Source organism: Chlamydia serpentis, assembly GCF_900239945.1.
In the GTDB taxonomy this organism is placed as follows: Bacteria; Chlamydiota; Chlamydiia; order Chlamydiales; family Chlamydiaceae; genus Chlamydia; species Chlamydia serpentis.
Genome location: NZ_LT993738.1, coordinates 815,856 through 842,156 on the forward strand (window position 1 = coordinate 815,856; position 26,301 = coordinate 842,156).

Genomic DNA, 26,301 nt, shown 5'->3' on the forward strand with positions numbered 1-26,301 from the left:
GAATTTTAGAAAGAACCCAAACTAGAAATAATTATTTCTAACTCTGAATTAGTTTTTAATCCGCTCCCAGTGAGGCGATCTAATAATTCTAAACAGTTATTTTTAGATGTTTCTAACAATTCTAGAGCGGCGTTTTCTCCGAAAAGTAAAGCGTAGTTTAATCCGATTTTTTGATAATCTCTTTGGATGTCTAAAAGATCATCTTTGATTTGAAAGAGTAAACCAAAATTATTAGAGAAACTTGTAATTAAAGGTGTAAAACTTGGATCCCCACCACCAAACAACCATCCAGAAATACAGGCAATTTCAAATAGGGCTCCTGTTTTTTTTATCATTATAGATTGTACATGCTCTTTACCTTTGTTTGCAAAAAACATGTCGTCATACTGTCCCCCTAAAACTCCAGAAAAGCCAATATTTTTGTCTGTAATATCCCCAATAATGTCATAAGCAACATCTACATCTTTAGGATCACAACCTTTTTCTTTGAGTTTTTTAGCATTTAAGCGAAGGTGAGAGTAAGCAGCAGGAATCAATGCATAGGATGCAAGTAGGGCTGTAGCTTCATCGAAAGCTTTGTGTACTGTAGGGCGACCTCTACGTTCATCGTCATTATCCATGCAAGGAAGATCATCAGCAATAAGAGTTGAAGTATGGACAAATTCTACAGCTAAAGCAGAATCCATAACTTCGTAATTTAGCCCTAATCCTTGTGCGATCATGCACACTAATGAAGGCCGTATCCGCTTTCCGCCTCCTTTTAAAGCGTATTCTACAGGAGAGCGAATTGGATGCCCTACAGGACCGAATTCTTCGAGGGCATTTTCTATGGCAATTTCTATATTAGGTCGATAGGTATCTAAAATATGTATCACGATGATAGAGTTCTCTTTTTAAATGACTTGTCCAGGATGAATGTTAGTGTTAGGAAGGATATGTTGACCAGGATTGATAACAACGTTGCATCCTATAGCAACATTCTTTCCTAAAAAAGCACCCACTTTACGACGTCCTGTATTGATTTTTTTTGATTTATCCGAGGAAGAAACACAAATGTTCTTTCCATCTAGGCGGAAGTTAGCACAACGCACTCCAGCACCAAGATTTACGTTTGAGCCTAAAACAGAGTCCCCAAGATAAGCAAAATGAGCTGCTTTTACTTGATGTCCTAAATAACTGCTCTTAATTTCAGTACAGTGGCCCACGATACATTGACTTCCTGTAATAACATTTCCTCTTATATATGCCCCATGACGAACTTCAGTTTGTGGCCCAAGAATACATGGCCCTACAATATAAGCTCCAGATTCTACATAGGCACCTTTAGCAATTTCAATTTTATCTGTATTTTTTAATGTCACACCGGATTCTATGGTTCCGTGAATACCGGAAAAAACATGGTTAGAGAGCATATTTTCTAGAAAAAAAAGAATATCCCAAGTGTAGTGAGCTTTCGATATTATCTCAGGATAAAGGAAGTCTTCAGGGGAAAATATAGAAGAAGCTAGATAGGTCATAGCGCACCAGAGCTATTTACCTCAGCATTTTCATACTCCGAAGATTTACTGACAAGTAATAAAGAAATTACTTCACTCTTAGTTTGAAGGTATAGAACTGTCATCTATTGAAAATAAATAACCGACACCGCGAACAGTTACAATTTTAGATCCATATGGACCTAATTTTTTTCTTAGAGATGCAATATGAACATCTACATTGCGAGCAATAATTTCTTTAGTATTCCCTTTAATCTCTGCTAGAAGATTTTTTCTTAGGCATAATTGTCCACGATTTAAAAGAAGTTTTTTAAGAATACCTGCTTCTGAAGGGGTAAGGTAAACTTTTCCTTGTGGCGAATCTATCATGAGATTTGTGACACGAAATGTGTGATCTCCAAAAGCAATTGTATCTGGGAAACTATGTTCAATAGCTTGGTGTTCCCGAAGGATGGCCAGGATCACCGCATCTAATACCTTTGCAGTAATGGGACGAAGAAGGTAGCCACTTGCTCCTTGATTCAATACTTTTGCAATCGCCTCTTCTTCAAACGTATCGAATAACACAATGAAATTCTCTTCTTGAAATGTTCCATTAGAAAAGAGAACTTCTGGCAATAATAGGTACTCACAAAGTATGAGAATAACTTCAAAAGATGTAGTAAATGTTGGTGATATAATTATTTGATAATCAGATCTTTCTGATGCTAAGTCTTTTAATTTTGAAGATAAATTGAAATCTTCAGTAACAAATAGTATTCTTTTATCACCGAGCATATGAAAACAAACACGATTATATAAATGAATACGTAATATAAAATGAGTTATTTTTCAAAGGTCCTTTACATTTTTTAATTTTTTCTTTTCTGAAAAATAGTTTTGCATAAACACAAGACTATATATATAATTTAAATTTAATAATTTAGAAACAGCTTTGTTTTTCAATTCCTTGAAAGTCGTTCAGGACGTAAATGTTTCGTTACATATTATTTGGTGTTTTTCTCTTCACGTGTTTTTCCTCTGGAGGAGCTCTATATTACTTGTGTTTTTGTCATGATTTTTCTCAAAGACTTAAGGATAAGAAATCAGAATCCATATGGAATGAGCGACAAAAAGAACTGTCAGATTCCGTATTGCATTACTTGCCAGCGCAACAACAACGTTCTCATCTTGTTTGTTTTCAAGGATTTTTATTGCAGAAGCAACAAAAATTTTCTCAAGCAGATAGGATTTTTTCTAAACTCTATGACGAAGTAAAGGATGGTCCTTTTCTTTTTAGGGAGGAAATTTTAGGCGGGAGATTGATTAACAGTTTTTTTTTAGAGAAAATAGATGTAATGGAAACCGTTCTTTGTCTTTTACATCAGTGTTGTCCAAATTCTCCCTACTACCATTTATTTAAGGCATTGTTGTGCTATAAACAACATCGTTTTAGTGAAGTTACCCATCAATTAACATGTTGGCAAGAAGAAAAAGAAAAAGGAATGGCTCCTTTACTGAATTTAAGTTTAGAACACTTACTATCCGATTTTTTTTTAGATTATATTTTCGCGCATTCCCAAATAGAACAAAAAATGTTCGCTGAAGGACGGGTGATTCTTAACCGTAATATTAATAAGTTATTAAAACACGAATCTGAATGGAATGCGAAGACCTATGACCGTATCGTACTTCTTCTTTGCCGAAGTTATTTGTTAGAGCTCTTGGAATCAGATTCTAAGCACATCTACTCTGATTATTATGAGATGGTACTTTTTTATCTAAAGAAAATTTATATTTTAGAACAAAGTCCCTATGCAGAGTTCCTCCCAGAGCAAGAATTGATTTCCTTAATTATGAAGCATATTTTTATCTTACCTAAAGAGAAATTGCAGCCTCTAATTCAAATTTTAGAAATTTGGCAGAAACATTATGTCAATCCTGATAGTGCTTTAATAGTACAAACTTTAGTAACTCAGTTTTCTCATCGTATCGAGGAGGTGATCAGTTTTTGTGAAGCTATAACTTCTTTCCCTGGGCTAGAAGAGCTTCGTCAGCAAGTCGTTATGACTTTTGGGAGTTTACTTGCAAATAAAGTACAACAAATAGAAACAGAAGAAGCTAAACAATGCGTCGCGATTCTCCATGTTTTAGATCCTTCTATTTCAATTAGCGAAAAGTTGGCCCTCTCTTCAGATACACTAAACAATATAGTGTCCAAGGACGACGAGAAACATACAAAATTACAGAATTATCTCGATCTTTGGAAAGCGATACAATCTTATGATATCGATCGACAACAGCTAGTCCAGCACTTAGTTCATGGTGCGAAAGATCTTTGGCAGCAAGGGGGAAATGATGAAAAGGCATTAAACTTACTGCATCTTGTTTTACAGTTTACAGGTTACGATATAGAATGCGAAAGTGTTGTGTTTCTTTTTGTGAAACAGGTATATAAGCAAGCATTGTCTTCTCATGCGATTTCGCGTCTTTTGAAACTTGAGAATTTCATATCTGAAACAAAACTTCCAGTTGTAGTAATTAGTGAAGCTGAAAAAGCAAATTTCTTAGCTGATGCTGAATATCTCTTTGCTCATGGAGACTATAATAAGTGTTACCTATATAGTCTTTGGCTTACGAAAATAGCCCCCTCATCGCAAGCTTATCGATTAGCAGGTTTATGCCTTATGGAAAATAAGTGTTATGATCAAGCTTTGGAGTTCTTATGTATGCTACCGCTAACTGACAGTCTTAACGATCATAGGACGCAAAAAGCGTTGGCCTTTTGTCAAAAATATCAATCTAAAGATAGTGATTTCTCTTAGAAATTTTATATGCCTTCGTGTTGAGAATATAGCCTTCCGTTTCTTACCAATTTTGTATACAATCCTATCTCTTAAAATAGTCAGTATTGTAAGGGTGTTCATAAAAAGATTTTCCAGTCCCATAGTCTCCTGCTATGCTAGAGTGTAATTCAGTGAAAATAGAAAGTTTTATTCTAGGTTATAGCTAAAAGTAATGAGGGAATGAAAAGTGACGGTCGATATAAAATTCTATCCTGTTTTAGAAGACTTATTGAATCAACAGGTCGTATCTCCCCTAGATATAGCTTTTGCTCATAAGTACGTCATCTCACCAAATCTTAAAGAGTCTTTTGTTTTTCTTGCGGTTTCTTCAGCTCTTTGGCGTTGTGGTCATCCTTTTCTTGTTCTTTATGAAAATAGTATCCGCCCCTCCGTAACAGGAGTTTCGGAAGCTGAATTATATCAAGGGTTTGCTAGTCTTCCTCAAGATGTACGAAAGAAATTATTTATTACTGTTTCAGAACGTTTATATTTACGTTCTCAATATATTATAAGGTCTATATTACTAAAAAAACTCTCTTTACTTACTTCGGCGGTCCCTAGTTATTTTCTTCCTGTTATAGATTCATGCGTGCTTTCTGAGGAGCAAAATTTTGTTTTTAATAAAATCACGCAGAAGTGTTTTTCTATAGTTTCTGGAGGACCAGGAACAGGAAAAACTTTTCTGGCGGCACAATTAATACTCTCTTTAGTGAAACAGGAACCCAAACTACGTATTGCTATAGTGTCTCCTACAGGTAAAGCTACATCTCATATTCGACAGATTCTTATACGATACAATATCTGTGAGGATATGGTTACGATTCAAACTGTCCATCATTTCTTACAGGAATATGCCTATCGTGGCTACAGCTCAATAGATGTTCTTTTAGTAGATGAAGGTTCTATGGTGACTTTTGATCTATTGCATAGTTTGGTACAAACATTAAAGGGATATGAGAAAGACGGGAAACTCTATAGCTCTAGTTTGATTATTTTAGGTGATACTAATCAACTACCTCCTATTGGAATAGGAGTCGGAAACCCTCTTCAAGATTTGGTAGCACAGTTTCCTGAAAACACATTTTTTTTAAAGGCATCCCATAGAGTAAAAACAGACGAGGTTCATCAACTTGCTCAATCGGTGTTGCGTAGGGAAGTAGTACCTTTTCTCCCTCTTCTGTCTATATCTTCAGTTATAAAGATGTTAAGGAATCGTTTCGTAGAATCTCTAGATTGTTTAGAAATGCGTTTGTGTGTGCTTACTCCTATGCGGTATGGTCCTTGGGGATTTCTCAATTTAAACAAAAAAATACATCAGGGGCTGGCAAAAAGTCACCCTGATTTACTGATTCCTATTATGATAACAAGTCGTTACGATACTTGGGAATTATTTAATGGAGACACAGGATGGCTTTGTTTAAAAACACAGAAATTACATTTTCCTCAACGCGAACCTATAGACTCTGGAGCTATTTCTCAATATACCTATAACTACGTTATGTCTGTTCATAAGAGTCAAGGAAGTGAATATGATGAGGTTATTGTAATTATTCCTAGAGGCACCGAGGTATTTGGCATACCTATTCTTTATACTGCAATTACTCGAGCAAAACATAAAGTTTCAATTTGGGCGGATCCCGATACTTTACATAGGATAGTAAAAAAATATGATGAGTGATTTGTTTTTAACAATAGAGACCCTCATGGAAATAACCTTGAGGGTTACCTGATGACAGTTTTTAGATTATCCTATTTTAGTATAATCCTTAATAAGGTTAATAACATAGCTAAGCAAACTAATGATAGCCAGAATCAAAATGCCATGAGGTCCAAGAAGAGCAGGAGCAAATGCACAGACTGTGAAAAGAATATCAGCAACAAAATCGACCATATCTCCCAACCAAGCTATGAAACAGTTCCTTAAGCGCCTAGAACGTTCAGCAAAGTCAGCAGAAGGCGATTTTGGATTTTCTGGATCTGTTATTGTTTCTGGTTTTTCTTTGATAACCTTATACAATTCTATCGAACTTTCTGTGAGAGAACAGCTTGTAGCAACTAAGTTAAGACAGGAAGTAACCTTACACCCAACTGAGCTAGCGTGTTTACCTAATTGAATGACGTTAACACTATCCAAGAACGTGACTGTTCCAAGAGTTTTTGCTGCCAAACGAGAAACCTTTCCTGTAATATGTAAAGCTGATTGTCGTTGTAAATGTTGAGATACAGAGCCATCCTCATTTTCTCGATTCGCGTAAATAAATTCACCGCTCTCGTTAGTCTTAAAGAGCATCGAACCATTAAGTAATTGAGCCCATAATGTAACTCCTGCTACTGCATTGTTCACTCCATCAGTGGTAGAAAGAAAGGCCTCTGCTCTTTCTAAAGAATGGTATGAAGGATGATTATTGCCTAGAGCATACTTAGAAATTGTTACAGAACTGTTGGTTAGCCCTATGAGATCATTAGCTAACATAACGTTATTATATAGGGAGGCGGACTGCATCCTGAATAGATCCCCAGAACTTTTGGCTGTAGGCGCCCAAGATTTTGCGTGTAGCAGGATTTGTCTACCGAGATGAAGTGTTGCCATAATCTACCTAATCATTAGATTGTTTAAGAATACTATAATACTATCGCATTAACTTTTAGAGTTGCTCTAGATTTAATACGAGCAGCTTTATTGTCTTTAAAAATCCCGCGCTTTACAGCTTTATCTACTACACTGTAGACGGATTGCAAATGATTAAGAGTAAGTTGAGGGTCATCGAGTTTTAAAGATGCTTCAAACTTTTTTACTATTGTTTTCACTTTAGATTTAAAGCTGTGATTAATTAACTGTCTTTTTTGTGCGGTTAGAATACGTTTCTCTGCGGAAGGTCTTCTTTGTATAACGTTTTTTTTGTTGGGCTTTTTTGGCGCCATAGTATCTCCAGACAAGACAATAGTTTTAGTTGAAAATAAACTACAAGGATTACGTGTAGATCAATTAAGAATAGAAAGAAAAGCTTTCCTTATTTTCGAAGCACATATTAAGAAAAAAGAGAATTTATGAGAAATAAAAAAAGTTTTATGCGAACATAACAATAAGAATATAGTCTTAGAAATAATTTTCTAATCAAACAGAACTTTTGACTATGAAGACCAATTTATTCTTATTTTTTTGATATAAGGATTTATTTTTTATGTTGTTGGTGAAAAAATGGTTAAATACTTATTTCAAATATTGGATTTATTTTCTTCCAGTAATCACTTTACTTCTTCCTTTGGTTTGCTATCCTTTTCTTTCTACAAATCAAAAAATTAATGGTTATTTTATTTTTACTATGACCTCTTCTTTGGGTTGGTTTCTTGCCCTAAGACGTAGAGAAAACCAATTAAAAACAGCTGCAGTCCAACTTCTTCAAACAAAAATTCGAAAACTAACAGAAAATAATGAAGGCTTACGACAGATTCGCGCATCTTTAGAAGAACGCCAACAAGAGACGGTTCAACTGCAAATTCAAAATCAAAAGATTAAAAATAACTTATTGCGTCTTCAGGGTTTGTTTATGAAGACTAAAGGAGAGAATCAAAAATTAGAAGCCCTTTTAGTTCATAGAACTGAAGAAAATCAATGTTTAAAGATACAAATAGATTCTTTAATGCAGGAATGTAGTGAGAAAACAGAGGAAGTTCAAAACTTAAATCGAGAATTGACAGAGGCTTTAGCATATCAGCAAGCCTTAAACGATGAGTATCAAGCAACTTTTTCTGAGCAGCGCAATATGTTAGACAAACGACAAGTTTATATTGGGAAGCTAGAAAATAAGGTTCAGGATTTAATGTACGAGATTCGCAATCTACTCCAATTGGAATCCGACATCGCAGAAAACATTTCTTCTCAGGAGGCAAATGCTTTTACAGGAGACATTTCTTTCCAGCTATCAAACGAATTAAAAAAAATAGCTTTTAAAGCTGAAAATATAGAGGCAGCCTCTTCTTTAACAGCCTCTCGCTATATTCATCGGGATACTACTCTGCATAACTATTCTTTGGAATGTCGCCAGCTCTTTGATAGTTTAAGAGAAGAAAATCTTGGTATGCTTTTCGTTTATGCTCGTCAATCTCAAAAAGCCGTGTTTGCTAATACGTTATTTAAAGCGTGGACAGGGTATTGTGTAGAAGATTTTTTAAAATTTGACAGTGATATTGTCATTTCTGGAAGAAGATTATGGATGGAAGACCTTCTCTCTTCTAAAGAAAATTGTTCAGGAAAATTAGTTATTAAAACAAAATCACACGGTCCTCTTCCTTTTCGTTATTGTTTAATGGCATTAAATAAAGGTCCTCTTCAGCATCATGTTTTGGGAGTCCTTTATCCTATTCATAAAGAAGTGATCCAGAGCTGATATCATTTTCTTTTCTAGGAGAGAAATTTTGTGAAATTCCTGATAAGATGTTGATTTTCTCTAGTGCCTATGATAAAAATGCCTAGATTTCCTATCTTCCTTTGACTAAACTATCCTCTAAGGCTAGAAATCCCCTTGTTTTGTTCCAAGTAAGAAAGTTGTTCATGAATATACAGAATAGCCCAGCTACAGAAGTTTCTTCAGAAGAAGAGTCTCAAAAGAAATTGGAAGAGCTAGTTGCTCTTGCAAAGGAACAAGGCTTTATTACTTACGAAGAAATCAATGAAATTCTTCCCATGTCCTTTGATACCCCTGAGCAAATAGACCAGGTGTTGATTTTCTTAACAGGCATGGACATTCAAGTTCTAAACCAAGTTGATGTTGAACGACAAAAAGAGAAGAAAAAAGAAGCCAAAGAGCTTGAAGGGTTGGCTAGGAGGACTGAAGGAACTCCTGATGATCCTGTTCGCATGTACTTGAAAGAGATGGGTACAGTACCCCTTCTTACTAGGGAAGAAGAGGTGGAAATTTCTAAGAGAATAGAAAAAGCTCAGGTACAGATTGAACGTATCATTTTGCGTTTTCGTTATTCCGCTAAAGAAGCAATTTCTATAGCGCACTATTTAATCAGTGGTAAAGAGCGTTTTGATAAAATTATATCTGAAAAAGAAGTCGAGGATAAAACACATTTTCTTAAACTGCTTCCTAAACTGATTACCTTGCTTAAGGAAGAAGATTCTTATTTAGAAAATTTATTATTAGCTTTAAGACAGCCCGATATATCTAAACAAGAGGTTGTTAAATTAAATGACGATTTAGAGAAATGCCGCATTCGGACTCAAGCATACTTACGTTGTTTTCACTGTCGCCATAATGTGACTGAGGATTTTGGAGAAGTTGTTTTCAAAGCTTACGACTCTTTTTTACAATTGGAACAACAAATCAATGATTTAAAAGTTCGCGCAGAAAGAAATAAGTTTGCAGCAGCAAAGTTAGCTGCGGCTAAGCGTAGGCTTTATAAAAGAGAAGTCGCAGCTGGAAGGACTTTAGAAGAGTTTAAAAAAGACGTGCGTATGTTGCAGCGTTGGATGGATAAGAGCCAAGAAGCTAAAAAGGAGATGGTAGAGTCTAATTTGCGGTTGGTGATTTCCATTGCTAAAAAGTATACAAACCGAGGTCTTTCTTTCTTGGATTTGATTCAAGAAGGGAATATGGGACTAATGAAGGCTGTGGAAAAATTTGAATATCGTCGAGGATATAAGTTTTCGACATATGCTACTTGGTGGATTCGTCAAGCTGTGACTCGTGCTATTGCCGATCAGGCAAGGACAATTCGCATTCCTGTACATATGATTGAGACGATCAACAAAGTTCTTCGCGGAGCGAAGAAGTTGATGATGGAAACAGGAAAAGAGCCAACCCCAGAAGAATTAGCTGAAGAATTAGGGTTAACCCCTGATCGTGTTCGAGAGATTTATAAGATTGCTCAGCATCCTATATCTCTCCAAGCTGAGGTTGGAGAAGGAGGTGAAAGTTCTTTTGGAGATTTCTTAGAAGATACTGCTGTAGAATCTCCTGCTGAGGCGACGGGTTATTCAATGCTTAAAGATAAGATGAAGGAAGTTTTGAAGACCCTTACGGATCGTGAACGGTTCGTGTTAATTCATCGTTTTGGTCTTCTTGACGGTAAACCCAAGACATTAGAAGAGGTAGGTTCTGCTTTTAATGTAACGCGTGAACGTATTCGTCAAATTGAAGCAAAAGCTTTAAGGAAGATGCGACATCCTATCCGCTCTAAACAATTAAGAGCATTCCTAGACTTATTAGAAGAAGAGAAAACAAGTGCTAGCAAAGTGAAGAGCGTAAAAGCTAAATAAGCTCAGGAAATGCTTCCTTTGTGCAGCCTTGTATAAATAGATCTTGATTTGGTGGTTGCCATAGAACGTTATCAATTAGTTATATCAAATTTTCGTGTTTGGTTATTTTTAGGATGTTCTCTTGAAGAACGTCATTTTAAACAACCTGTTCTTATTTCAGTGACCCTTTCTTGTGGTCTGATGCCACCAGCTTGTGTATCTGACCAACTTGCAGATGCTTGTTGTTATGTGGAATTGACTTCTCTTCTTGAAGAAGTTGCTACTGCCAAAGCTTATACTTTAATAGAGCATCTTGCTAAGGAGTTGTTAGATAGTTTAGTGATATCTTTTGGTGATAAGATATCCAAGATAGATTTAGAGGTCGCAAAAGAACGACCTCCTGTTCCTAACTTATTAAATCCTATAAAGTTTAAAATCAGTAAGGAAATATGTCCAAGCACTCTTTTGTCTGTTTAAGCTTAGGCTCAAACTTAGGCAATCGGTTTGAAAACTTACAACGTGCTCGTAGTTTATTGAGTGAACATGGGATTGCAGATTTACGTAGCTCCGTGATTCTGGAAACAGAGGCTTTGTTATTGCCAGGAGCTCCTAGAGAGTGGAACCTGCCTTATTTTAACTCTGTTCTGGTAGGAAACACAGAATTATCGCTTCTAGAACTACTGTCTACAGTACAACGGATAGAGAAAATAGTGGGACGAGCGGAAGGAGAACCTCGATGGGCTCCTCGAGTTTTGGATATTGATATTTTGCTTTATGGAGAAGAGTCTTTTTGTTGTGACAATAATCAAATTCAAGTTCCTCATCCCAGTTTATTGTCGCGTCCTTTTTTGATTTCTTTAATAGCATCACTTTGCCCTTATCGAAAATTTTATAATAAATGTTCCCCATATCATAATTTTACATTTGCTGAATTAGCACATAATCTTCCCTCCGATCCAAGTTCTATTCGTAGAAGTTTATCTCCAGATGTCCTTTTAATGGGTGTCGTCAATGTTACTAATAATTCTATGTCTGACGGGGGGCTGTTTTTAGAGCCTGAAAAAGCCGTTGCTCATGCTGAAGAGTTGTTTATGCAAGGTGCTGCAGTTATAGATTTTGGTGCTCAGGCAACAAATCCTAAGGTAAAGCAATTTCTATCTGTTGATGAAGAATGGCAGCGCTTAGAACCTATTTTGCAATTACTAGCAGGGACCTGGTCAAACAAAAAGCAGTACCCAATAATTTCTTTAGATACATTTTATCCAGAAATTATTCTTAGAGCTATGGATATTTATCCAATTCAATGGATTAATGATGTAACAGGGGGATCTGAGTCTATGGCAAAAATTGCTAAAGACTGTGGATTATGCTTGGTTATGAATCATTCATCCTCTCTTCCTTTGAATCCTAAAAATACGCTTTTGTTTGCGAAGCCTACTTCGGAGCAATTGCTAAGATGGGGGAAAGAGCAGCTTGAAAAATTTTCTTATATAGGACTTGATATTAATCAGGTTATTTTTGATCCTGGAATAGGTTTTGGGAAAAGTGCTGTGCAATCTCTAACAATGCTGCGTGAGATTGCTAAACTTAGACAATTGGGGTGTCGCATTCTTGTTGGGCATTCTCGGAAATCATTTTTATCTTTAATTGGTAATTACGATCCCAAGGATCGTGATTGGGAAACTATAGGTTTGTCGGTGCTCTTACAAAAACAGGGAGTGGATTATTTGCGTGTTCATAATGTCAATGCTCATCAAAAGGCATTGTCAGCTGCCGCTTCTTTTGAAACTTGTGGATATCCTTCGTAATATAGCTTTTTAAATACAAATCTTATTTATGAACGCTAAGATAACTGGAATCGTAGCTTGCGATCCTTCTGGAGTGATAGGTTCAAAAGGAAAGCTTCCTTGGCATTATCCCGAGGATTTGCTATTTTTTTCTGAGACAATACAAAAGTTCCCTATTGTTATGGGGAAAAAGACTTGGGAAACGCTTCCTAGAAAGTATTTTGATGGAAGGCAATCCGCAGTATTTTCTCGTAAAAATCAGCAAACCCTAAAAGGAATTTCTTGGGTGAGGTCTTTAGAAGAGTTTATGCTGCTTAATCTTCTTTCTCCGATATTTTTAATTGGCGGAGCTGAAATTTATTCACTTTTTTTACAAAATCACATGGTTGAAGACTTTTTTGTTTCTCATATCAAAAAAAAATATGAAGGCGATACCTTTTTCCCTTTATCTTGGTTAGAGACCTGGAGAAAGACTACGGTTAGAAATACCCAAGATATCACAATATGTCATTATGAAAATCTCTGTAGTAAAAACACCAACAATATATCCTTTTGATAATTTGTACTATATTTTAAAGTCTTCATTACCGCCTCTTAAAGAGGGCTCTATTCTCGTGATTACGTCTAAGATTGTCTCTTTGTGTGAAGGCGCTGTAGTAGATATAAATAGTATTTCTAAGGATCAATTAATAAAACAAGAAGCAGACGCGCACTTATTTATAGAGAAGTATGGCATTTATCTAACTAAGAAATGGGGACTACTTATTCCTTCAGCAGGGATTGATGAATCTAATGTCGAAGGTTATTTTGTATTGTATCCTAGGGATCTTTTGACTTCTGTGAATGCTATTGGAGATTGGTTAAGAAGTTTTTATCAATTAGAGTCTTGTGGGGTAATTATATCCGATAGTCATACGACGCCATTGCGTCGAGGAACTATGGGTTTAGGGTTATGTTGGAATGGCTTTTCTCCATTGTATAATTATATAGGAAAACCAGACTGTTTTGGTCATCCGTTAAGAATGACCTATAGCAATCTTTTAGATGGTTTATCGGCAGCGGCTGTTCTTTGTATGGGAGAGGGAGCAGAACACACTCCTCTTGCTATTATTGAAGATGCTCCTAAAGTTGTTTTTCATTCTTCTCCAACTACATTAGAAGACATGAACCTTTTAGGAATAGCTCAAGATGAAGATTTATATGGTCCTTTGTTACAATCTATGGAATGGAAAACTCATTAATATAAACCTTTAGAGGTATTATGACGTCATGGATAGCGTTACTCGATAAGCAAATTAAAGATCAACATATGCTAAAGCATCCGTTTTATCAGCGTTGGTCTGAAGGGACATTAGAGAAAGAAAAACTCCAGGCTTATGCTAAAGATTATTACTTACACATTAAGGCATTTCCTTGTTACCTATCAGCACTTCATGCGCGTTGTGACGATTTAGTAATTCGCAAGCACATCCTTGAAAACCTCATGGATGAAGAATCTGGAAACCCTAATCATATAGATCTATGGAGGCAGTTTGCTTTATCTTTAGGGGTTTCTGAAGAAGAAATGACCAACCATCAATTTAGTAAAGCTGCTCAAGAAATGGTAACAACATTTCGTTGTTTATGTAACATGCCATCACTTGCGATTGGCGTAGGTGCTCTCTATACTTATGAAAGTCAGATTCCTGAGATCTGTGTAGAAAAAATTCGAGGTTTGAAAGAACACTTTGGAATTTCTTCCCGAGGATATGCATATTTTACTGTTCATCAACAGGCAGATATTAAACACGCTAGTGAAGAAAGAGAGATGTTAGAAGCTTTAGTAGGCAATGAGAATCCAGATATGGTTTTAAAAGGATCACAAGAAGTTCTAAACACATTATGGAACTTTTTAAGTTCTTTTATAACGAAAACAACGACTTGTTCTTGTGCATAGTATAGTATTTCATTGCTGGTAGAAAAAATAGTAATTTTAGAAGAACAAAACTCCCTTTTTTCAGATCTAAGAAAGGGAGTTTATCTTATATTGAGAATATTCTAAGCTTCTACCGGTGAATTAAGAGCTTCTTGAGTTGTTTCTATAGGATTAGCAGCGAGTGTTTTAGGTGTCGTGATGATTTCATAGATACGCTTCTCAATTTCTTCGAAAAGTTTTTTGTTTCGCTTGAGTTCTTCACGAACAAATTCTCTTCCCTGTCCTAATTTTTTATCTTGGTAATTGAACCAAGAACCTTTTTTCTCAATAATATTATATTCAACCGCAAGGTCTAAGATACAGCCTGCCGAGGAAATTCCTTCATTGAATAGAATATCAAATTCTGCAACCCTAAATGGAGGAGCGAGTTTGTTTTTCGCTACTTTGACTTTAATACGATTTCCAATATCAGAGTTATCACTGCCTTTTATAGAGCCTATGCGGCGGATGTCCAAGCGGATTGAAGAGTAGAATTTTAAAGCACGTCCCCCTGTGGTGGTTTCAGGATTCCCAAAGCTGACGCCAATTTTTTCTCGGATTTGGTTAATAAAAACTGCGCAAGTTTGACTACGAGATAATGTTGCTGTAAGTTTACGTAGTGCTTGAGACATCATACGAGCTTGTAGGCCTACGTGTACATCACCGATATCTCCTTCAAGTTCACTTTTAGGGACTAAGGCGGCTACAGAGTCGATAACGATCACGTCAACAGCTCCTGAGCGCGCGAGTAATTCTGCTATGCTTAATGCATCTTCACCACAATCAGGTTGAGAAATCATAAGGTCATCAATATTAACGCCAATAAGAGAGGCATAACTAGGATCTAAAGCATGCTCTGCATCTATATAGGCAGCAACCCCGCCCATTTTTTGGGCGTTTGCTACGATATGGGTTGCAAGCGTCGTTTTCCCTGAAGATTCGGGACCAAAGATTTCGATAACCCGACCTTTAGGAACACCATGAACTCCTAAGGCCAAATCTAAAGATAAGGCTCCTGTTTTTATTGTAGAGATTTCATGTGTCGCAGAGTGTCTTCCTAGACTCATAATTGATCCAGTACCGAATTGCTTTTCAATATAAGCAACAGCAGCTTCTAGAGCCTTTTTTCTATCAGGTAAATTCATGTAAGTGCTCCTTATTTCCATATTCCCCAGAAAATAGTTCTTTTTCTCTGAGACTCAAGAGAAGTAAAAAGGCTCTTCTCATAATTAGTTGAGAGATTTGGGATGGAAGGTTTTAGATGATGTGTAACATTCTGTATTGTTTTGCTCTCTATGCATACTTGAATTTGTTATGGCAGTCAAGCCAAAAAGTAACTTTGATTTGCCTGGTTTCTCTATCAATTTAGGGGTTATACTAGCATATAGGCACTTTAGTTTTAGATAATACTTAAATTGTATCTGGAAAATTAAATGCTTTTAATAAATTAATTGCTTTAACAAAACCATCAAATGGTAGAAATTTTCATAAGCTTACTAACATAAATAGATCTGAGAGAGAGGAATATCATGATTTTCTTGAGGGAGTTTCTTGATTTTTTGTTCGAGATAGCCGACTCCAATAGTTGGGAAATAGGGGTATTTTGCTAACCAACGATCGTAAATACCTTGGCCATAACCAAGACGGTATCTTTGTTCATCGAAAGCAAGACCCGGCACAATTGCATGAGTAATTCTATTGGTTGAAATTGGTTCTTGGTTAAGCAATTTATCTTTGGGTCCAGAAATGCACTTCAGATCTTTTATAGAGGAAATCAAAACAGGATGAAGATTCGTTTGGTCTATCTTAGGAAGGGCTAATGTATACTCTTGAATCAGGATACTATTTGCTTCCATCATGTCTATTTCATGATTAAAAGAAACAAAGGAAAGAACAACACTTCCCTTAGGAAAACACCGAATGAAGGAGCAAATAGCTGAAGAGGCTTGGCGTCTTCGTTCTTCAGAGAGATTTTTGCGGATAGAGGCAAAAGTTTTGCGTAACGTGGTTTTCTCTATTTTAAGATGGGTCATAAAGGAAGTTTTGTCAATTGATTAAAGGTTTGCCATCTTGATAGGGAATTTTTTTGGTCACAGTTCCTGATGAAGAGAAAAATACAGCCGTGCCACAACCACGTTCTACTTTAGAATAAGGATGACGGTCTCCAGGGCGGAAGTACTCTCCTTTAATTAGCAGATCATTATCATACTCTTCGGTAACCATGATCTGTCCTTCGGGGTAGTATACAGTAAATAAACCAGATTTTTTATTGTTCACTAGTTCTTTACAGCTTTCTAATGTGCCGCAAGGATACCAAGTTTTCACTATACCTTGCAAAATTCCTTCATGCCAGTTGAGAAGCAGTTTGGGTTTTCCTGTATCAGGATAGAAGAAGAACTCTTCTCCTTGCTTACAGCCCTGAACAAGATAATATGTTTGAATAATATTTTTCCCTGAATTATCAAATCTGGTGACCTTACCTTGAGGCTCTCCTTGGTAAAATGTTTGGGTTTCTATAACAGCGTATTTACCATAAATTGCCCGTGTGCCAGCGCCATCTTTTATAAATGCATAGATTTCTTGAGTTTGGGGATCTAAGTATTCTGCTTGAACTAACCGTCCTTCACTATACTCTTCCCATGCTAATATATCTTCTGACTCTTCGTTATAACGAAGAGAAGAGCCGTGTTGTCGACCACAATGATAATTTTGTTTTTTGAGTAATTTTCCTGATGACGTGTAGGTTAAAAATAGACCATGAGGAACCCCTTTATGGTAAGAACATTCTTTCCAAACTTTCCCGTTAGTATGATAGTAAATAGATGAACCTTCTAGTAGACCTTTTTCGTAACGAATAGCTGCTTCTAAGGCACCTTCATCATTGTAGGCAAATGTTGTTTGATCAAATAGCCAACCAGATTCTGCTGAAGGATGAAGATCAGCGATTCCTCCGATAATTTCAGCTTGAATTTTAATTTTCCCATTTATATGCCACTCACGATATCTGCCATAAGCTCGATTATTCAAACATTCAAGATATTGTTTGATTTGTCCGTTAGTATGATATGCTGTTAAACAAGAAACACTATCCCCACGCTTGTTTTTATACATCCTCATGACCTTCTGATAAGGCTGAGGAGAAAGAAAATTAACTTTAGCGTACTTTTTTAATTTCTCTTTAGCACAGATGGTTTCTGATAGGCCATTTCTATCAATAATATTGATCCCAGTGAGGGTAAGTTTGTCGTAATCATCTGTTCTTCCATATAGGGAGGACATAGTAATTAGAGAAGAACATAGAAATAAGTAGAATGCTTTTTTTAGACCCATCGACTTATAGCCTCCGCATGCGTTAACCAAATCTCATTTCCTAAAAGTGTAGCTTGTTTTGTCATTTTCCAACGGGTGAAGAAAGCTAATGGGGTACCAGGGTTCTCTGGATTAAAAAGAGAGAATAGGGATGCAATATCGTTGAGATCCATTTCAGTGGCATGCGCTAGACGCGTAAAAACAAAATCACTATGAGTTTGTTCCCAAATCCAGACAAGCTGTTGACTAGCTTTTTCTAAAGCGCGCTTTCTTTCCCAAACTTCCTTACTCTGGGCTAAAAGAGAGTTAGAATTTAGTGTGTTTAGGCGCTCACGTTCTTTGGATAGTAGACGTAGCTGTTTACAAGAGTTGTTTAGGTTGTCTAAAGAAAGATTTTTGCGCTCTTTAGAAATTCGTGTGTTATATTTGATCACCAGATGTTCATGGTCTTTTGTGGCTTTTAATGTAAGAATTTGAGAATTTAAATCGGACCATCGTTTAGAAATCTTAATGTGATTTGCAGTAATCGCTGCAATGGGAAAGATACTCAAGAGAGCCTGACAACTAAGAATCAGTATAGACATTGATTTTTGCATAAGACACCCTAAGAACTTAATGTAAATTTTAATTTAAAAGATTGCTCGTCTTCAAGAGCCCCTGAAAAATGATGTAACTTAGGGTGACTTGATACTTTTTTTAAAAATTGAGAAATTTCTTCTGACAGACCTTGTCCTTTTACTTCAATTAAAGCGGTATAAGGAAGAGAGGGGTTTTCTTGTGAGGGATAGCTTGTCATTGTATAGGAAAAATAAGAGAACTTTACAGATGGGGTTATTTTCGTAAGAGCGAGAAGAAATTTTAGTGTTTGTTCACTTGTAGGGATTGTTGGGAGGAGAGGATAGTTTAAGGACGAATACTTCATTGCCACAGCCTCTACTTTTTTCTCCGCAGCTTTCAGCGATTTAGGTAGTTTCCCTTCTTCAGGACAGGCAAGAGAAAAGTGGTTGCCTGCGCACGAGGAAAGAGCTTTGAGTTTTAGTGCTGATCCAATGCCAACTACAATTGTCGCAAAAAGAGCACACTTCCCTATCAACAGGGAAGAGCGTAATAACCAATGTTTTTTTGCTGATCGAGAAATTGATGTTGTATCGTAGGTGAAGGTGAGGGGTTTTTTGGAGGCTCCATGATAGGCAGCAGCAATACTGTCTCCATAGATCTCCCAATCCTCGTCCTCAATGCCATAGGTCATAGATTGACATATCACAAGAGGCAAAGTTAGTTTTTGTTCTAAAGATTTTTTTAGACTAGGCGAAGCATGAGCTATGTGAATCGTAGAAAGAACTGTGTTCGGGAATGTTTCCTGTATGTATTGTAATGTGGCATAAATGTCGTCACAACTTTTTTTCATTGAACAGTTGGGGAAAGAACGTGCTACGATAATAGCATGATTTTTTACGAAAATACAGGTGGTCTCTTCGGAGCCGACATAAATAAGAAAATAGATAGGTAAGGTTTTTAAAGGACTTTGTTCTGCTAGAAAAAAGATGTCAGCAGTTCGAGAGGATAGTTGATTTGGAAAAACTTGAGCCTCTGATAAAAAAGAAAGGTCCTTTTTCAAAGTGTTTTTCTGAGCAATCCATAGTGTTAGGGGAGTTTCTCCTTTGTCTGTAGGACTCCCTAACTGTGGTTGCACGATTAAAGACTCCCAGGGAAGAGCCAGACTTGCTTCTAAGTTAGTAAGGGCTACTTTTAAAATATTTTTTTTGTTTCTAAGTGATGAAAACGAGCCTTTAACTAAAATATCAGAGCCCTGAAGAGAAAAAGTAGTGGATGCTGAGAAATATTTTTTGGGAAGAGGCCATGTCTCTCCTTCAGCAATTTGTTCACAGTGACAAACTATCCATCCTTTACATGTTTTCTGTAAAATTGCTATTTTAATAGTGTTGTTTCCAGCTTTGGTTAGTCCAATATGATAAACAGGCAGCTTGAATTTCATAACGTAAGAGTTCTTAAAATATAAAGGCAGTCATTTTAATGGATAAAAGGCTCTTTTTCAAGGAAAACACATATTAATTGTAATTAATAGAGTAAAGTATAATGCTATCTTATTTCTTAAGAACAGCTGTTAATGTTTATAGCTTTCTAATTTTAGCCTATATTTTTGCCTCTTGGGTCCCGGATTGTCGCTGTGCCCGTTGGTATCAAGTGGTGTCTAGGTGGGTGGACCCTTTTTTGAATCTCTTTCGTAAATTTATCCCTAGAATTGGATTTATTGACTTTAGCCCTTTTATTGGTCTACTTTGCCTTGGAATCCTTCCTTTTGTTATATTAAGAGTCGTACGTTTTATTATTCTTAATATTTTTCATGTTCCATGGCTTCTACAATATTTATAAAAAATATTTTACTTCGATCGCCTATAGTTTACGCCCCTCTAGCGGGTTTTTCTGATTATCCTTATCGCCAGATGTCTGCATTGTATAAGCCAGGGTTGATGTTTTGTGAGATGGTCAAAGTAGAAGGGATACACTATGCTCCGAAGCGTACTCTTAAGCTTTTAGATTATAATGAGAACATGCGCCCTATAGGAGCACAATTATGTGGTAGTAATCCCGAAACCACTGCAGAGGCGGCTAAAATTTTGGAAGGCCTTGGTTTCGATCTTATAGACTTAAATTGTGGGTGCCCTACAGATAAAATTACCAAAGACGGGAGCGGTTCGGGTCTTTTAAAAACTCCCGATCTTATAGGTAAGATTTTAGAAAAAATTATAAATAGTGTTTCGATTCCTGTAACAGTAAAAATTCGCTCGGGTTGGGACGCAGCAAACATTAACGTAGAGAATACAGTACGTATTATACGTGATTCTGGAGCAAGTGCAGTTTTTGTTCATGGAAGAACTCGTGCACAGGGGTATCATGGGCCTGGGAACCGAGAGTACGTGTCTAGGGCTAAAGCAGCTGCCGGAAGGGATTTTCTGGTCTTTGGTAACGGAGATATTTTTTCTCCAGAATCTGCTAAAGAGATGCTTAGCACAGGATGTGATGGAGTTCTTGTAGCCAGAGGAACTATGGGTGCCCCTTGGATTGGTAAACAAATTCAGGAGTATTTGGCTACCGGAAGTTATGAAAAAGTCTCGTTTATTAAAAGGAAAGAGGCTTTTCTTCAACATATGCATTTAGTAGAAGATTATTATCAAAATGAAATCAAGTTTCTGTCAGAAACTCGTAAATTATGTGGTCATTACTTAGTTTCTGCAGCGAAAGTGCGCTTCCTTCGTGCACAGCTAGCGAAAGCTTCATCATATCAAGAAGTATACCAATGTGTGCATGATTATGAAGAACCTGAAGAGTCTTCCTTGGATACCCTTGTTAAGTGTTGACTTAGATATTTAGATAGTTGGAACATATCAATAGGATTTGGACCAATAATAGTTGCTAAGTTACTGTCAGGAACTAACAGCTTTTTATTTTCTGATGACTGAAGTTGGTGTTTTTTAATGTAGTCCCAGATTTTTTTTGTTGCTTCTCCTCGGGACACGGGTGTGTTTCCAATCATATTCGCGAGATCTGAAGAGGGTATAAACAGCGGGCCTGTTTTTTTTTGCGAAGGTTTTTTTGCAATACTTTTTGTTTTTCCCTTCTTAGCTGTTTGTATTGTTGACTTTTTCTTAGTTTGGGTTTTTTTCTTGTAAGGAGTTTTTTCTGTACCTGAATATTTTGTCATTACAGCATCTATAGAATTACCAATAACACTGCATTCAGGATACTCTGAACAGGAGTAGAAAATTTTATTATAACGAGAGCGTTTTTTAAAGACCTTGCCTTTACAACCTATTGCAGGGCAGGGAACAGGTTCTTCCTGTTCGATTTCTTCTCCTTTTTTATGAATAGAAATCGTGCTTCGGCATTCAGGATAATTCTCACAACCTAGAAATGTTCCATAACGGCCATGGCGTATTTTCATAACACCTCCACAAAGTGGACAGGGACTGTCCCAGGGAGTATCTTCAGCATAATCGGTTTTGTTAAAAGCGAGCTCTTCCTCAGAGGTACGATAATCACACTCTGGATATTCTGAACAACCATAGAAATAGCTACTTTTAGACCAGATTTTTACCAACTTCCCTTTGTGGCATTTAGAACACTCTATATTTGTAAGAATTCGAGGAATAACAGCTTCTTTTTCTGCTGTAGTAACTACAGGAAGAAATGTTGTCCAAAATTCTTGAAGTAAAAGTTTCCAAGATTTTTTATTATCTGCAATTAGTTCTAACTCATCTTCCATTAGAGCTGTGAAACCTATATCCATAATTCTAGGAAAATTTGTTTCTAAAAACTGTGAGATAATCTTGCCTAATTCTGTAGGGCGTAGGCGTTGGTTTTCTTTAGTAGTATATTCGCGACTTTGGATTTTATTCATAATTGTCGCATAGGTTGAAGGACGGCCGATTCCAGACTTTTCTAATTCTTTCACTAAGGAAGCTTCTGTAAATCTGGGAAGAGGTTTTGTGAATGCTTGTTCTGGAGAGACTTTCTCTTTAATTAGGATATCTTGGGCATGTAAGAGAGGAAGAGGGTGACTTTCTTCTTGCTCATTTTCATCATCATGCTTCTCTTCATATACTGCGAGGAATCCTTTAAACTTTAATAAAGACCCTGAAGCTCGAAGATCAATACCTGTATTCGTGGTAATTTGAATAGCTAGAGTATCGTAAACGGCTGGAGTAATTTGCGAGGCTACAAAACGCTTCCAGATTAAGTTGTAAATTTTAAACTGATCTTCAGAAATTTTATGTTTTAATTTATCCGGAGATAAGCGGATATCTGTGGGACGGATAGCCTCATGCGCATCCTGAGTCATCTTTTTTGTAGTGTATACGTTAGCTTTTTCAGGTAAATATTCTTTACCAAAAGTTTCATTTATATACTGTCTTACGGAAGATAAGGCTTCAGGATCTACGCGTACAGAATCTGTACGCATATAGGTAATCAAACCTGTAGAATCTTCATTATCTAAATCAATGCCCTCGTACAGGGTTTGCGCAATAGACATTGTTCTAGAAGCAGAAAAACGAAAATGCCGGCTTGCTTCTTGTTGTAATGTCGATGTAATGAAAGGAGGAAGAGCAAAACGACGTTTTTCTTTAGCTTCTACACGAGTAATTGTAAAAGAAGATTTTTCTAAAAGCTCGGCGTAATAGCGAGCTTTATCTTCCGAGTTAATAAGAAGAATATCATTTTCTGTCTTTCCTTCAGGAATTTCTTTTTCCCATTTTTTCCCTTCGGCAGAATAGAGTTGAGCCCAAAATGTTTTAGTTGTTTTGGGATCTTGCAGTAAGACTTTTAAGTTCCAGTATTCGACAGGAATAAAAGCATCTATAGCTTTTTCTCGATCTACAACCAGTTTTAAAGCTACCGATTGTACGCGTCCTGCAGATATTCCTGAACGTTGTTGTAATTTACGACTTAAGATGGGGGAAATCTTATATCCGACAATACGGTCAAGAAGCCTACGAGCTTGCTGAGCATTAACCAGAGCCATATCAATTTCTCTGGGATGTTTTAGGGCTTCTGTAACAGCATTTTTGGTAATAGCATTAAAGGATACCCGTTGGATTTGAGAAGCTTTTGGCAGTTGATTCGCGATATGCCAAGCAATAGCTTCTCCTTCTCTATCAGGATCAGGAGAAAGATAGACTTTTTCACATTTTGCAGCTAGTTTGCGAATTTGATTAATAACCTCTTGCTTATCAGGAAGGACTTCGTATTGAGGTTCAAAGTCATGATCTACATCAATACCAAATTCCTTAGCTGGGAGATCTACAATGTGTCCTATAGATGAGGCAAAAACAAATTCACTTCCTAATAATTTTTGTAGTGTTTTAATTTTTGCAGGTGATTCTACTATAATTAAGGACTTCTTCATTAATTTAATTGCGTGGCGACCCTGGATATTTTACCTAGAGAAAACGCGACTCCCTTTTATTAATTTGATTTTCTAGTTCCTAAAACTTTGTTTTCATGCAAATATATGCTATTTATTTCAAGGCTTCACTGAAATAATAAAACAAATTTCTCAAAATTTTCCAACGCAGTTACAATAAGCTGCTCTAGAGTATACCTTTCTATGGGTGTGCCGATAGTTTCTCTGTAAAGGAGAAAAATAGATCTGGCTTGTGCAAATCATACTATTGCGTTCTATTAAACGTTAAGTAGCAGGAATGCTAGTCTTTATAAGGGTTAGCCTAGAGAACTCTTGATACGTCCCTATGGTTATTGAGTAAGAAGCAAATTCTTTTCAAGGGAATAATATGTTAGAAACTTTTGAGGTTTGATTTTGAACTTTCAATGTTTAGATTTTCTTGATTAATAAAGAGTTTTAAAATCGCATAGGTTTAAAATCAAAAGAGGCAAGGCTTGTAGGAATCCAATAAGACTCCTATTGGATTTTGCTTGTTAAGGATTCTAATTTCTTTTAACAATGAGGAAATAGGTTCGAGAAAGGGTCGAACAGAGCCAAGAGATCAGGAAACTAAACGTGGAAAAACTCGAATTTGTTGCTAGCCCTCCTCCTTCTGATGATGATTTGATTACTTTTAACAAACAGGGCCTGATTCCTGGACCCGAAGAAGAAGCTGTAGCTTTCTTTTTGCGTAGTAATGCTATGATAGATTTAGGGCCTCAAAATCCTCCATCATTTCCTGCATTTCTGAAAGAAATTTTTGATGTTCTTCCTATGCATGTTGAGGTTCTCTATTCCAATGAAGGATTGGATGCTTGGGAGGCAGGGTGCACATGGATTCTAAAAAATCAAGTAACGATCCAAATCCGGAAACATTTACTCAAAGCTTCTCGATGGTTGGGAATATACTCTAGGGATGAGGTACTAGCTCATGAAGCTGTACATGCTGCTAGAATGAAGTTTTATGAACCTATATTTGAAGAGGTTTTAGCCTATCGCACTTCTCGTTGGGGTTGGAGAAGATTTTTTGGTCCGTTATTTCGTTCTCCAGGAGAAAGTTATTTATTCCTCTTTTTCACAATTTTAGGTTTAGGGATCTCCTTATGGTATCCTATCATGGGGATGCTCATGATGTTGGCTTTACCTGGATATTTTTTTTTAAGATTATGTATAGTCCAGAGTTATTTTTATCGTGCGATGAAAAAAATTCGTAAAATGTTGGGCATCCCTCCACTATGGGTAATGCTAAGGCTTACAGATAGAGAAATTAAAATGTTCGCTAGAGAGCCTATTCCTGTTTTAGAGAATTATGCTAGAAAACGAAAGTTAGAAAATGTACGTTGGAAGCAGATTTATCAATCGTATTTTATTTAACTTTAGTCATGGACTATCTCTTAAAGTTTTTTAATTATGTCTGCTTGCAATGTAAAACCGTTTTACATTCGGAGTCGCATTTTTCTTTTGTTCGCAGGAAGAATGTTAAGCTGAGATCGGTATTTTGCAACAGTGCGTCGTGCACAAGGAATGCCTTTTGCAGTAATTCTATCACTGATAGTTCTATCCGATAGAGGAGCTTGTTCAGTAGAGATCCATTGATAAATCCACTGCAATATCTTCTCTTTAGAATGAGAGGAATCTTGATGTACTCCTTTAGGGAAAAGTCGTTTTAAAGGAAAAATACCTATGGGGGTAGCAATTACTTTATTTTCTATAGCACGAAAGATCGTAGATTCATGGAGAGCTAGATCTTCGGCAAGACTTTTAATTGCTACAGGTTCTGGAGAGGAAATATTCCCTAATAAAAACTTTTCTTGTTTGGGAAGTAGTGACTCCATGATGCGAAGGAGCGTTTCTTCTCGTTTTCTAAGATTTTTAATTAGCCACTTCGCTGATAAAATTTGTTGTGTAAGGTTATTTTGTTCTTCTTTAGGCAGCTGTTCGTAGAAGTCAAATGTTTTTCTATTAAGCTTTATAGATGGAAGGCCTCGCGCACTCACTTTGATATCCCAAGATCCTGAGTGATAAAAAAGATAAATATCAGGAAGCGGGGTTGCCACAAGAGGTTTCATGGTGTAGGCAGCTGCAGGACTCCAAGGGATTGTTCCGAGTGCTTTTTTTAAAATAGTTAGAAGTTCGGGTAAAGATAGTCGGAGTTTTTTCATAATAGGAAGAAACTCACAGTTGGTAATGAGGGGATAGAAATCGCGAATGATAGTATATGCTTTTTGGTGAGAGGAGTCTCGGAGGAGCCTCATCCAATAGCTTTGTAGCGAGGGAGAGGCAATTCCTAAGGGATTTAAATTTTGTATAGTATTCCAAACTCTATAGATTTCGTTTAAGGGAAGCTCGAGCTGATCAGCAAGATCCTCAGGATTTTGTAGAAATAGTCCTTGATCAGAAAGGTTGCCAGCAATTTGATGGGCAATGAGTCGTTCTTGGGAAGTGGAGAAGATTTCATCAATTTGAGAGAGAATATGGGTGTACAAGGATTTTTGAGGTGCAGGGGTATTATTTAAATAAGCAAATGTAGAGCTTATAAATGGAGAAGAAAAAGAGCTTTCCTCGTCTTCTAAGGAAGAGAGATCGAGAAAAGGATTATGAATGATTTCTTGTGTGATATATGAAGATAATTCAGTAAGCGGTGACTGCAGCATTCGCAAGCCTTGTTGCATCCTTAGTGAGGGGAGATACTTTAGAGACAACTGCTGCTTTTGTTGAAACATG

Annotated in this window: 24 protein-coding genes; 12 read left to right on the forward strand and 12 right to left on the reverse strand. The window is 36.6% G+C overall.

Annotated elements, in window-relative coordinates:
- Nucleotides 1-5: 5 nt before the first annotated feature.
- From C834KP_RS03575 to C834KP_RS03585, 3 genes are all read right to left on the reverse strand, one after another.
- Nucleotides 6-881, reverse strand: coding sequence for a polyprenyl synthetase family protein (locus C834KP_RS03575; RefSeq protein WP_174165554.1), 876 nt, complete (start codon nucleotides 879-881; stop codon nucleotides 6-8).
- A 12-nt stretch (nucleotides 882-893) separates the two neighbouring features.
- On the reverse strand, nucleotides 894-1,517 hold the full coding sequence (locus C834KP_RS03580; protein ID WP_108896807.1) for an LbetaH domain-containing protein: 624 nt from the start codon (nucleotides 1,515-1,517) through the stop codon (nucleotides 894-896).
- Nucleotides 1,518-1,595: 78 nt separating this feature from the next.
- A complete protein-coding gene (locus C834KP_RS03585) occupies nucleotides 1,596-2,273 on the reverse strand; it encodes a winged helix-turn-helix transcriptional regulator (protein WP_108896808.1) in 678 nt (225 codons plus the stop codon).
- 194 nt (nucleotides 2,274-2,467) lie between these two features.
- Here C834KP_RS03585 and C834KP_RS03590 point away from each other — a divergent pair, with 194 nt between their 5' ends.
- Nucleotides 2,468-4,300: a DUF1347 family protein gene (locus C834KP_RS03590; RefSeq protein ID WP_108896809.1), complete on the forward strand. Its 1,833-nt coding sequence runs from the start codon at nucleotides 2,468-2,470 to the stop codon at nucleotides 4,298-4,300.
- 208 nt (nucleotides 4,301-4,508) lie between these two features.
- Nucleotides 4,509-5,999, forward strand: coding sequence for an exodeoxyribonuclease V subunit alpha (recD, locus tag C834KP_RS03595; RefSeq protein WP_108896810.1), 1,491 nt, complete (start codon nucleotides 4,509-4,511; stop codon nucleotides 5,997-5,999).
- 66 nt (nucleotides 6,000-6,065) lie between these two features.
- Here the strand turns inward: recD and C834KP_RS03600 are convergent, their stop codons facing one another.
- Complete coding sequence (locus C834KP_RS03600) at nucleotides 6,066-6,911, reverse strand: hypothetical protein (protein ID WP_108896811.1); 846 nt, start codon at nucleotides 6,909-6,911, stop codon at nucleotides 6,066-6,068.
- Nucleotides 6,912-6,943: 32 nt separating this feature from the next.
- A complete protein-coding gene (rpsT, locus tag C834KP_RS03605; RefSeq protein ID WP_108896812.1) occupies nucleotides 6,944-7,243 on the reverse strand; it encodes a 30S ribosomal protein S20 in 300 nt (99 codons plus the stop codon).
- Nucleotides 7,244-7,503: 260 nt separating this feature from the next.
- Between rpsT and C834KP_RS03610 the strand changes: the two genes are divergently transcribed.
- From C834KP_RS03610 to C834KP_RS03640, 7 genes are all read left to right on the forward strand, one after another.
- Complete coding sequence (locus tag C834KP_RS03610) at nucleotides 7,504-8,709, forward strand: hypothetical protein (RefSeq protein ID WP_108896813.1); 1,206 nt, start codon at nucleotides 7,504-7,506, stop codon at nucleotides 8,707-8,709.
- 164 nt (nucleotides 8,710-8,873) lie between these two features.
- Entirely contained in the window at nucleotides 8,874-10,586 is a 1,713-nt protein-coding gene (locus C834KP_RS03615) for an RNA polymerase sigma factor (protein WP_420808674.1), read from the forward strand.
- Nucleotides 10,587-10,637: 51 nt separating this feature from the next.
- Nucleotides 10,638-11,042 carry a dihydroneopterin aldolase gene (gene folB, locus C834KP_RS03620; protein WP_108896814.1) on the forward strand — a complete coding sequence of 135 codons (405 nt, stop codon included), beginning with the start codon at nucleotides 10,638-10,640 and terminating at the stop codon, nucleotides 11,040-11,042.
- Entirely contained in the window at nucleotides 11,015-12,373 is a 1,359-nt protein-coding gene (folP, locus tag C834KP_RS03625) for a dihydropteroate synthase (RefSeq protein ID WP_108896815.1), read from the forward strand. Before folB ends, folP begins: the two co-directional genes overlap by 28 nt.
- A 28-nt stretch (nucleotides 12,374-12,401) precedes the next feature.
- Nucleotides 12,402-12,908 (forward strand): dihydrofolate reductase, encoded by a 507-nt coding sequence (locus C834KP_RS03630; RefSeq protein WP_108896816.1) that lies wholly within the window; start codon nucleotides 12,402-12,404, stop codon nucleotides 12,906-12,908.
- A complete protein-coding gene (locus C834KP_RS03635) occupies nucleotides 12,865-13,593 on the forward strand; it encodes a putative folate metabolism gamma-glutamate ligase (protein ID WP_108896817.1) in 729 nt (242 codons plus the stop codon). Before C834KP_RS03630 ends, C834KP_RS03635 begins: the two co-directional genes overlap by 44 nt.
- 20 nt (nucleotides 13,594-13,613) lie before the next feature.
- A complete protein-coding gene (locus C834KP_RS03640) occupies nucleotides 13,614-14,288 on the forward strand; it encodes a CADD family putative folate metabolism protein (RefSeq protein ID WP_108896818.1) in 675 nt (224 codons plus the stop codon).
- A 101-nt stretch (nucleotides 14,289-14,389) separates the two neighbouring features.
- Here C834KP_RS03640 and recA read toward each other — a convergent pair whose 3' ends face one another.
- The 5 genes from recA to C834KP_RS03665 all read right to left on the reverse strand — a co-directional run bounded on the left by recA (nucleotide 14,390) and on the right by C834KP_RS03665 (nucleotide 19,611).
- On the reverse strand, nucleotides 14,390-15,451 hold the full coding sequence (gene recA / locus C834KP_RS03645; protein WP_108896819.1) for a recombinase RecA: 1,062 nt from the start codon (nucleotides 15,449-15,451) through the stop codon (nucleotides 14,390-14,392).
- A 351-nt stretch (nucleotides 15,452-15,802) separates the two neighbouring features.
- On the reverse strand, nucleotides 15,803-16,339 hold the full coding sequence (locus C834KP_RS03650; RefSeq protein ID WP_108896820.1) for a 5-formyltetrahydrofolate cyclo-ligase: 537 nt from the start codon (nucleotides 16,337-16,339) through the stop codon (nucleotides 15,803-15,805).
- Nucleotides 16,340-16,352: 13 nt separating this feature from the next.
- Nucleotides 16,353-17,585, reverse strand: a complete 1,233-nt coding sequence (locus C834KP_RS03655; RefSeq protein WP_420808685.1) for a toxin-antitoxin system YwqK family antitoxin — start codon at nucleotides 17,583-17,585, stop codon at nucleotides 16,353-16,355.
- Nucleotides 17,586-17,626: 41 nt separating this feature from the next.
- Complete coding sequence (locus C834KP_RS03660; RefSeq protein WP_108896822.1) at nucleotides 17,627-18,211, reverse strand: hypothetical protein; 585 nt, start codon at nucleotides 18,209-18,211, stop codon at nucleotides 17,627-17,629.
- An 8-nt stretch (nucleotides 18,212-18,219) separates the two neighbouring features.
- Nucleotides 18,220-19,611 carry a hypothetical protein gene (locus C834KP_RS03665; RefSeq protein WP_108896823.1) on the reverse strand — a complete coding sequence of 464 codons (1,392 nt, stop codon included), beginning with the start codon at nucleotides 19,609-19,611 and terminating at the stop codon, nucleotides 18,220-18,222.
- A 101-nt stretch (nucleotides 19,612-19,712) separates the two neighbouring features.
- Here C834KP_RS03665 and C834KP_RS03670 point away from each other — a divergent pair, with 101 nt between their 5' ends.
- Both C834KP_RS03670 and dusB read left to right on the forward strand, forming a co-directional pair.
- Entirely contained in the window at nucleotides 19,713-20,009 is a 297-nt protein-coding gene (locus C834KP_RS03670) for a YggT family protein (RefSeq protein ID WP_108896824.1), read from the forward strand.
- Nucleotides 19,988-20,995, forward strand: a complete 1,008-nt coding sequence (gene dusB, locus C834KP_RS03675) for a tRNA dihydrouridine synthase DusB (RefSeq protein ID WP_108896825.1) — start codon at nucleotides 19,988-19,990, stop codon at nucleotides 20,993-20,995. The genes C834KP_RS03670 and dusB overlap by 22 nt, the downstream gene beginning before the upstream one ends.
- Here the strand turns inward: dusB and topA are convergent.
- Entirely contained in the window at nucleotides 20,947-23,541 is a 2,595-nt protein-coding gene (gene topA / locus C834KP_RS03680; RefSeq protein ID WP_108896826.1) for a type I DNA topoisomerase, read from the reverse strand. The genes dusB and topA overlap by 49 nt on opposite strands.
- 612 nt (nucleotides 23,542-24,153) lie before the next feature.
- On the opposite strand from topA, the gene C834KP_RS03685 reads away from it, so the two are divergent.
- Nucleotides 24,154-24,951, forward strand: a complete 798-nt coding sequence (locus C834KP_RS03685) for a hypothetical protein (protein ID WP_108896827.1) — start codon at nucleotides 24,154-24,156, stop codon at nucleotides 24,949-24,951.
- A 62-nt stretch (nucleotides 24,952-25,013) separates the two neighbouring features.
- On the opposite strand, the gene rpoN is transcribed toward C834KP_RS03685, so the two are convergent.
- The gene (gene rpoN, locus C834KP_RS03690; protein WP_108896828.1) at nucleotides 25,014-26,300 is read right to left on the reverse strand and encodes an RNA polymerase factor sigma-54; all 1,287 of its coding nucleotides are present in this window, start codon (nucleotides 26,298-26,300) and stop codon (nucleotides 25,014-25,016) included.
- Between the last annotated feature and the right edge of the window lies 1 nt (nucleotide 26,301).

What these genes read in the sequence shown, in the direction of transcription:
- folP (WP_108896815.1), top strand. Translation starts at nt 11,015, where the DNA reads ATGTCCAAGCACTCTTTTGTCTGTTTAAGCTTAGGCTCAAACTTAGGC.
- C834KP_RS03600 (WP_108896811.1), bottom strand. Translation starts at nt 6,911, where the DNA reads ATGGCAACACTTCATCTCGGTAGACAAATCCTGCTACACGCAAAATCT.
- C834KP_RS03660 (WP_108896822.1), bottom strand. Translation starts at nt 18,211, where the DNA reads ATGCAAAAATCAATGTCTATACTGATTCTTAGTTGTCAGGCTCTCTTG.
- C834KP_RS03650 (WP_108896820.1), bottom strand. Translation starts at nt 16,339, where the DNA reads ATGACCCATCTTAAAATAGAGAAAACCACGTTACGCAAAACTTTTGCC.
- C834KP_RS03665 (WP_108896823.1), bottom strand. Translation starts at nt 19,611, where the DNA reads ATGAAATTCAAGCTGCCTGTTTATCATATTGGACTAACCAAAGCTGGA.
- C834KP_RS03610 (WP_108896813.1), top strand. Translation starts at nt 7,504, where the DNA reads ATGTTGTTGGTGAAAAAATGGTTAAATACTTATTTCAAATATTGGATT.
- C834KP_RS03580 (WP_108896807.1), bottom strand. Translation starts at nt 1,517, where the DNA reads ATGACCTATCTAGCTTCTTCTATATTTTCCCCTGAAGACTTCCTTTAT.
- C834KP_RS03655 (WP_420808685.1), bottom strand. Translation starts at nt 17,585, where the DNA reads ATGTCCTCCCTATATGGAAGAACAGATGATTACGACAAACTTACCCTC.
- recA (WP_108896819.1), bottom strand. Translation starts at nt 15,451, where the DNA reads ATGAATTTACCTGATAGAAAAAAGGCTCTAGAAGCTGCTGTTGCTTAT.
- C834KP_RS03585 (WP_108896808.1), bottom strand. Translation starts at nt 2,273, where the DNA reads ATGCTCGGTGATAAAAGAATACTATTTGTTACTGAAGATTTCAATTTA.
- C834KP_RS03630 (WP_108896816.1), top strand. Translation starts at nt 12,402, where the DNA reads ATGAACGCTAAGATAACTGGAATCGTAGCTTGCGATCCTTCTGGAGTG.
- rpoN (WP_108896828.1), bottom strand. Translation starts at nt 26,300, where the DNA reads ATGTTTCAACAAAAGCAGCAGTTGTCTCTAAAGTATCTCCCCTCACTA.
- C834KP_RS03615 (WP_420808674.1), top strand. Translation starts at nt 8,874, where the DNA reads ATGAATATACAGAATAGCCCAGCTACAGAAGTTTCTTCAGAAGAAGAG.
- topA (WP_108896826.1), bottom strand. Translation starts at nt 23,541, where the DNA reads ATGAAGAAGTCCTTAATTATAGTAGAATCACCTGCAAAAATTAAAACA.
- dusB (WP_108896825.1), top strand. Translation starts at nt 19,988, where the DNA reads ATGGCTTCTACAATATTTATAAAAAATATTTTACTTCGATCGCCTATA.
- C834KP_RS03590 (WP_108896809.1), top strand. Translation starts at nt 2,468, where the DNA reads ATGTTTCGTTACATATTATTTGGTGTTTTTCTCTTCACGTGTTTTTCC.
- rpsT (WP_108896812.1), bottom strand. Translation starts at nt 7,243, where the DNA reads ATGGCGCCAAAAAAGCCCAACAAAAAAAACGTTATACAAAGAAGACCT.
- C834KP_RS03635 (WP_108896817.1), top strand. Translation starts at nt 12,865, where the DNA reads ATGAAAATCTCTGTAGTAAAAACACCAACAATATATCCTTTTGATAAT.
- C834KP_RS03640 (WP_108896818.1), top strand. Translation starts at nt 13,614, where the DNA reads ATGACGTCATGGATAGCGTTACTCGATAAGCAAATTAAAGATCAACAT.
- C834KP_RS03670 (WP_108896824.1), top strand. Translation starts at nt 19,713, where the DNA reads ATGCTATCTTATTTCTTAAGAACAGCTGTTAATGTTTATAGCTTTCTA.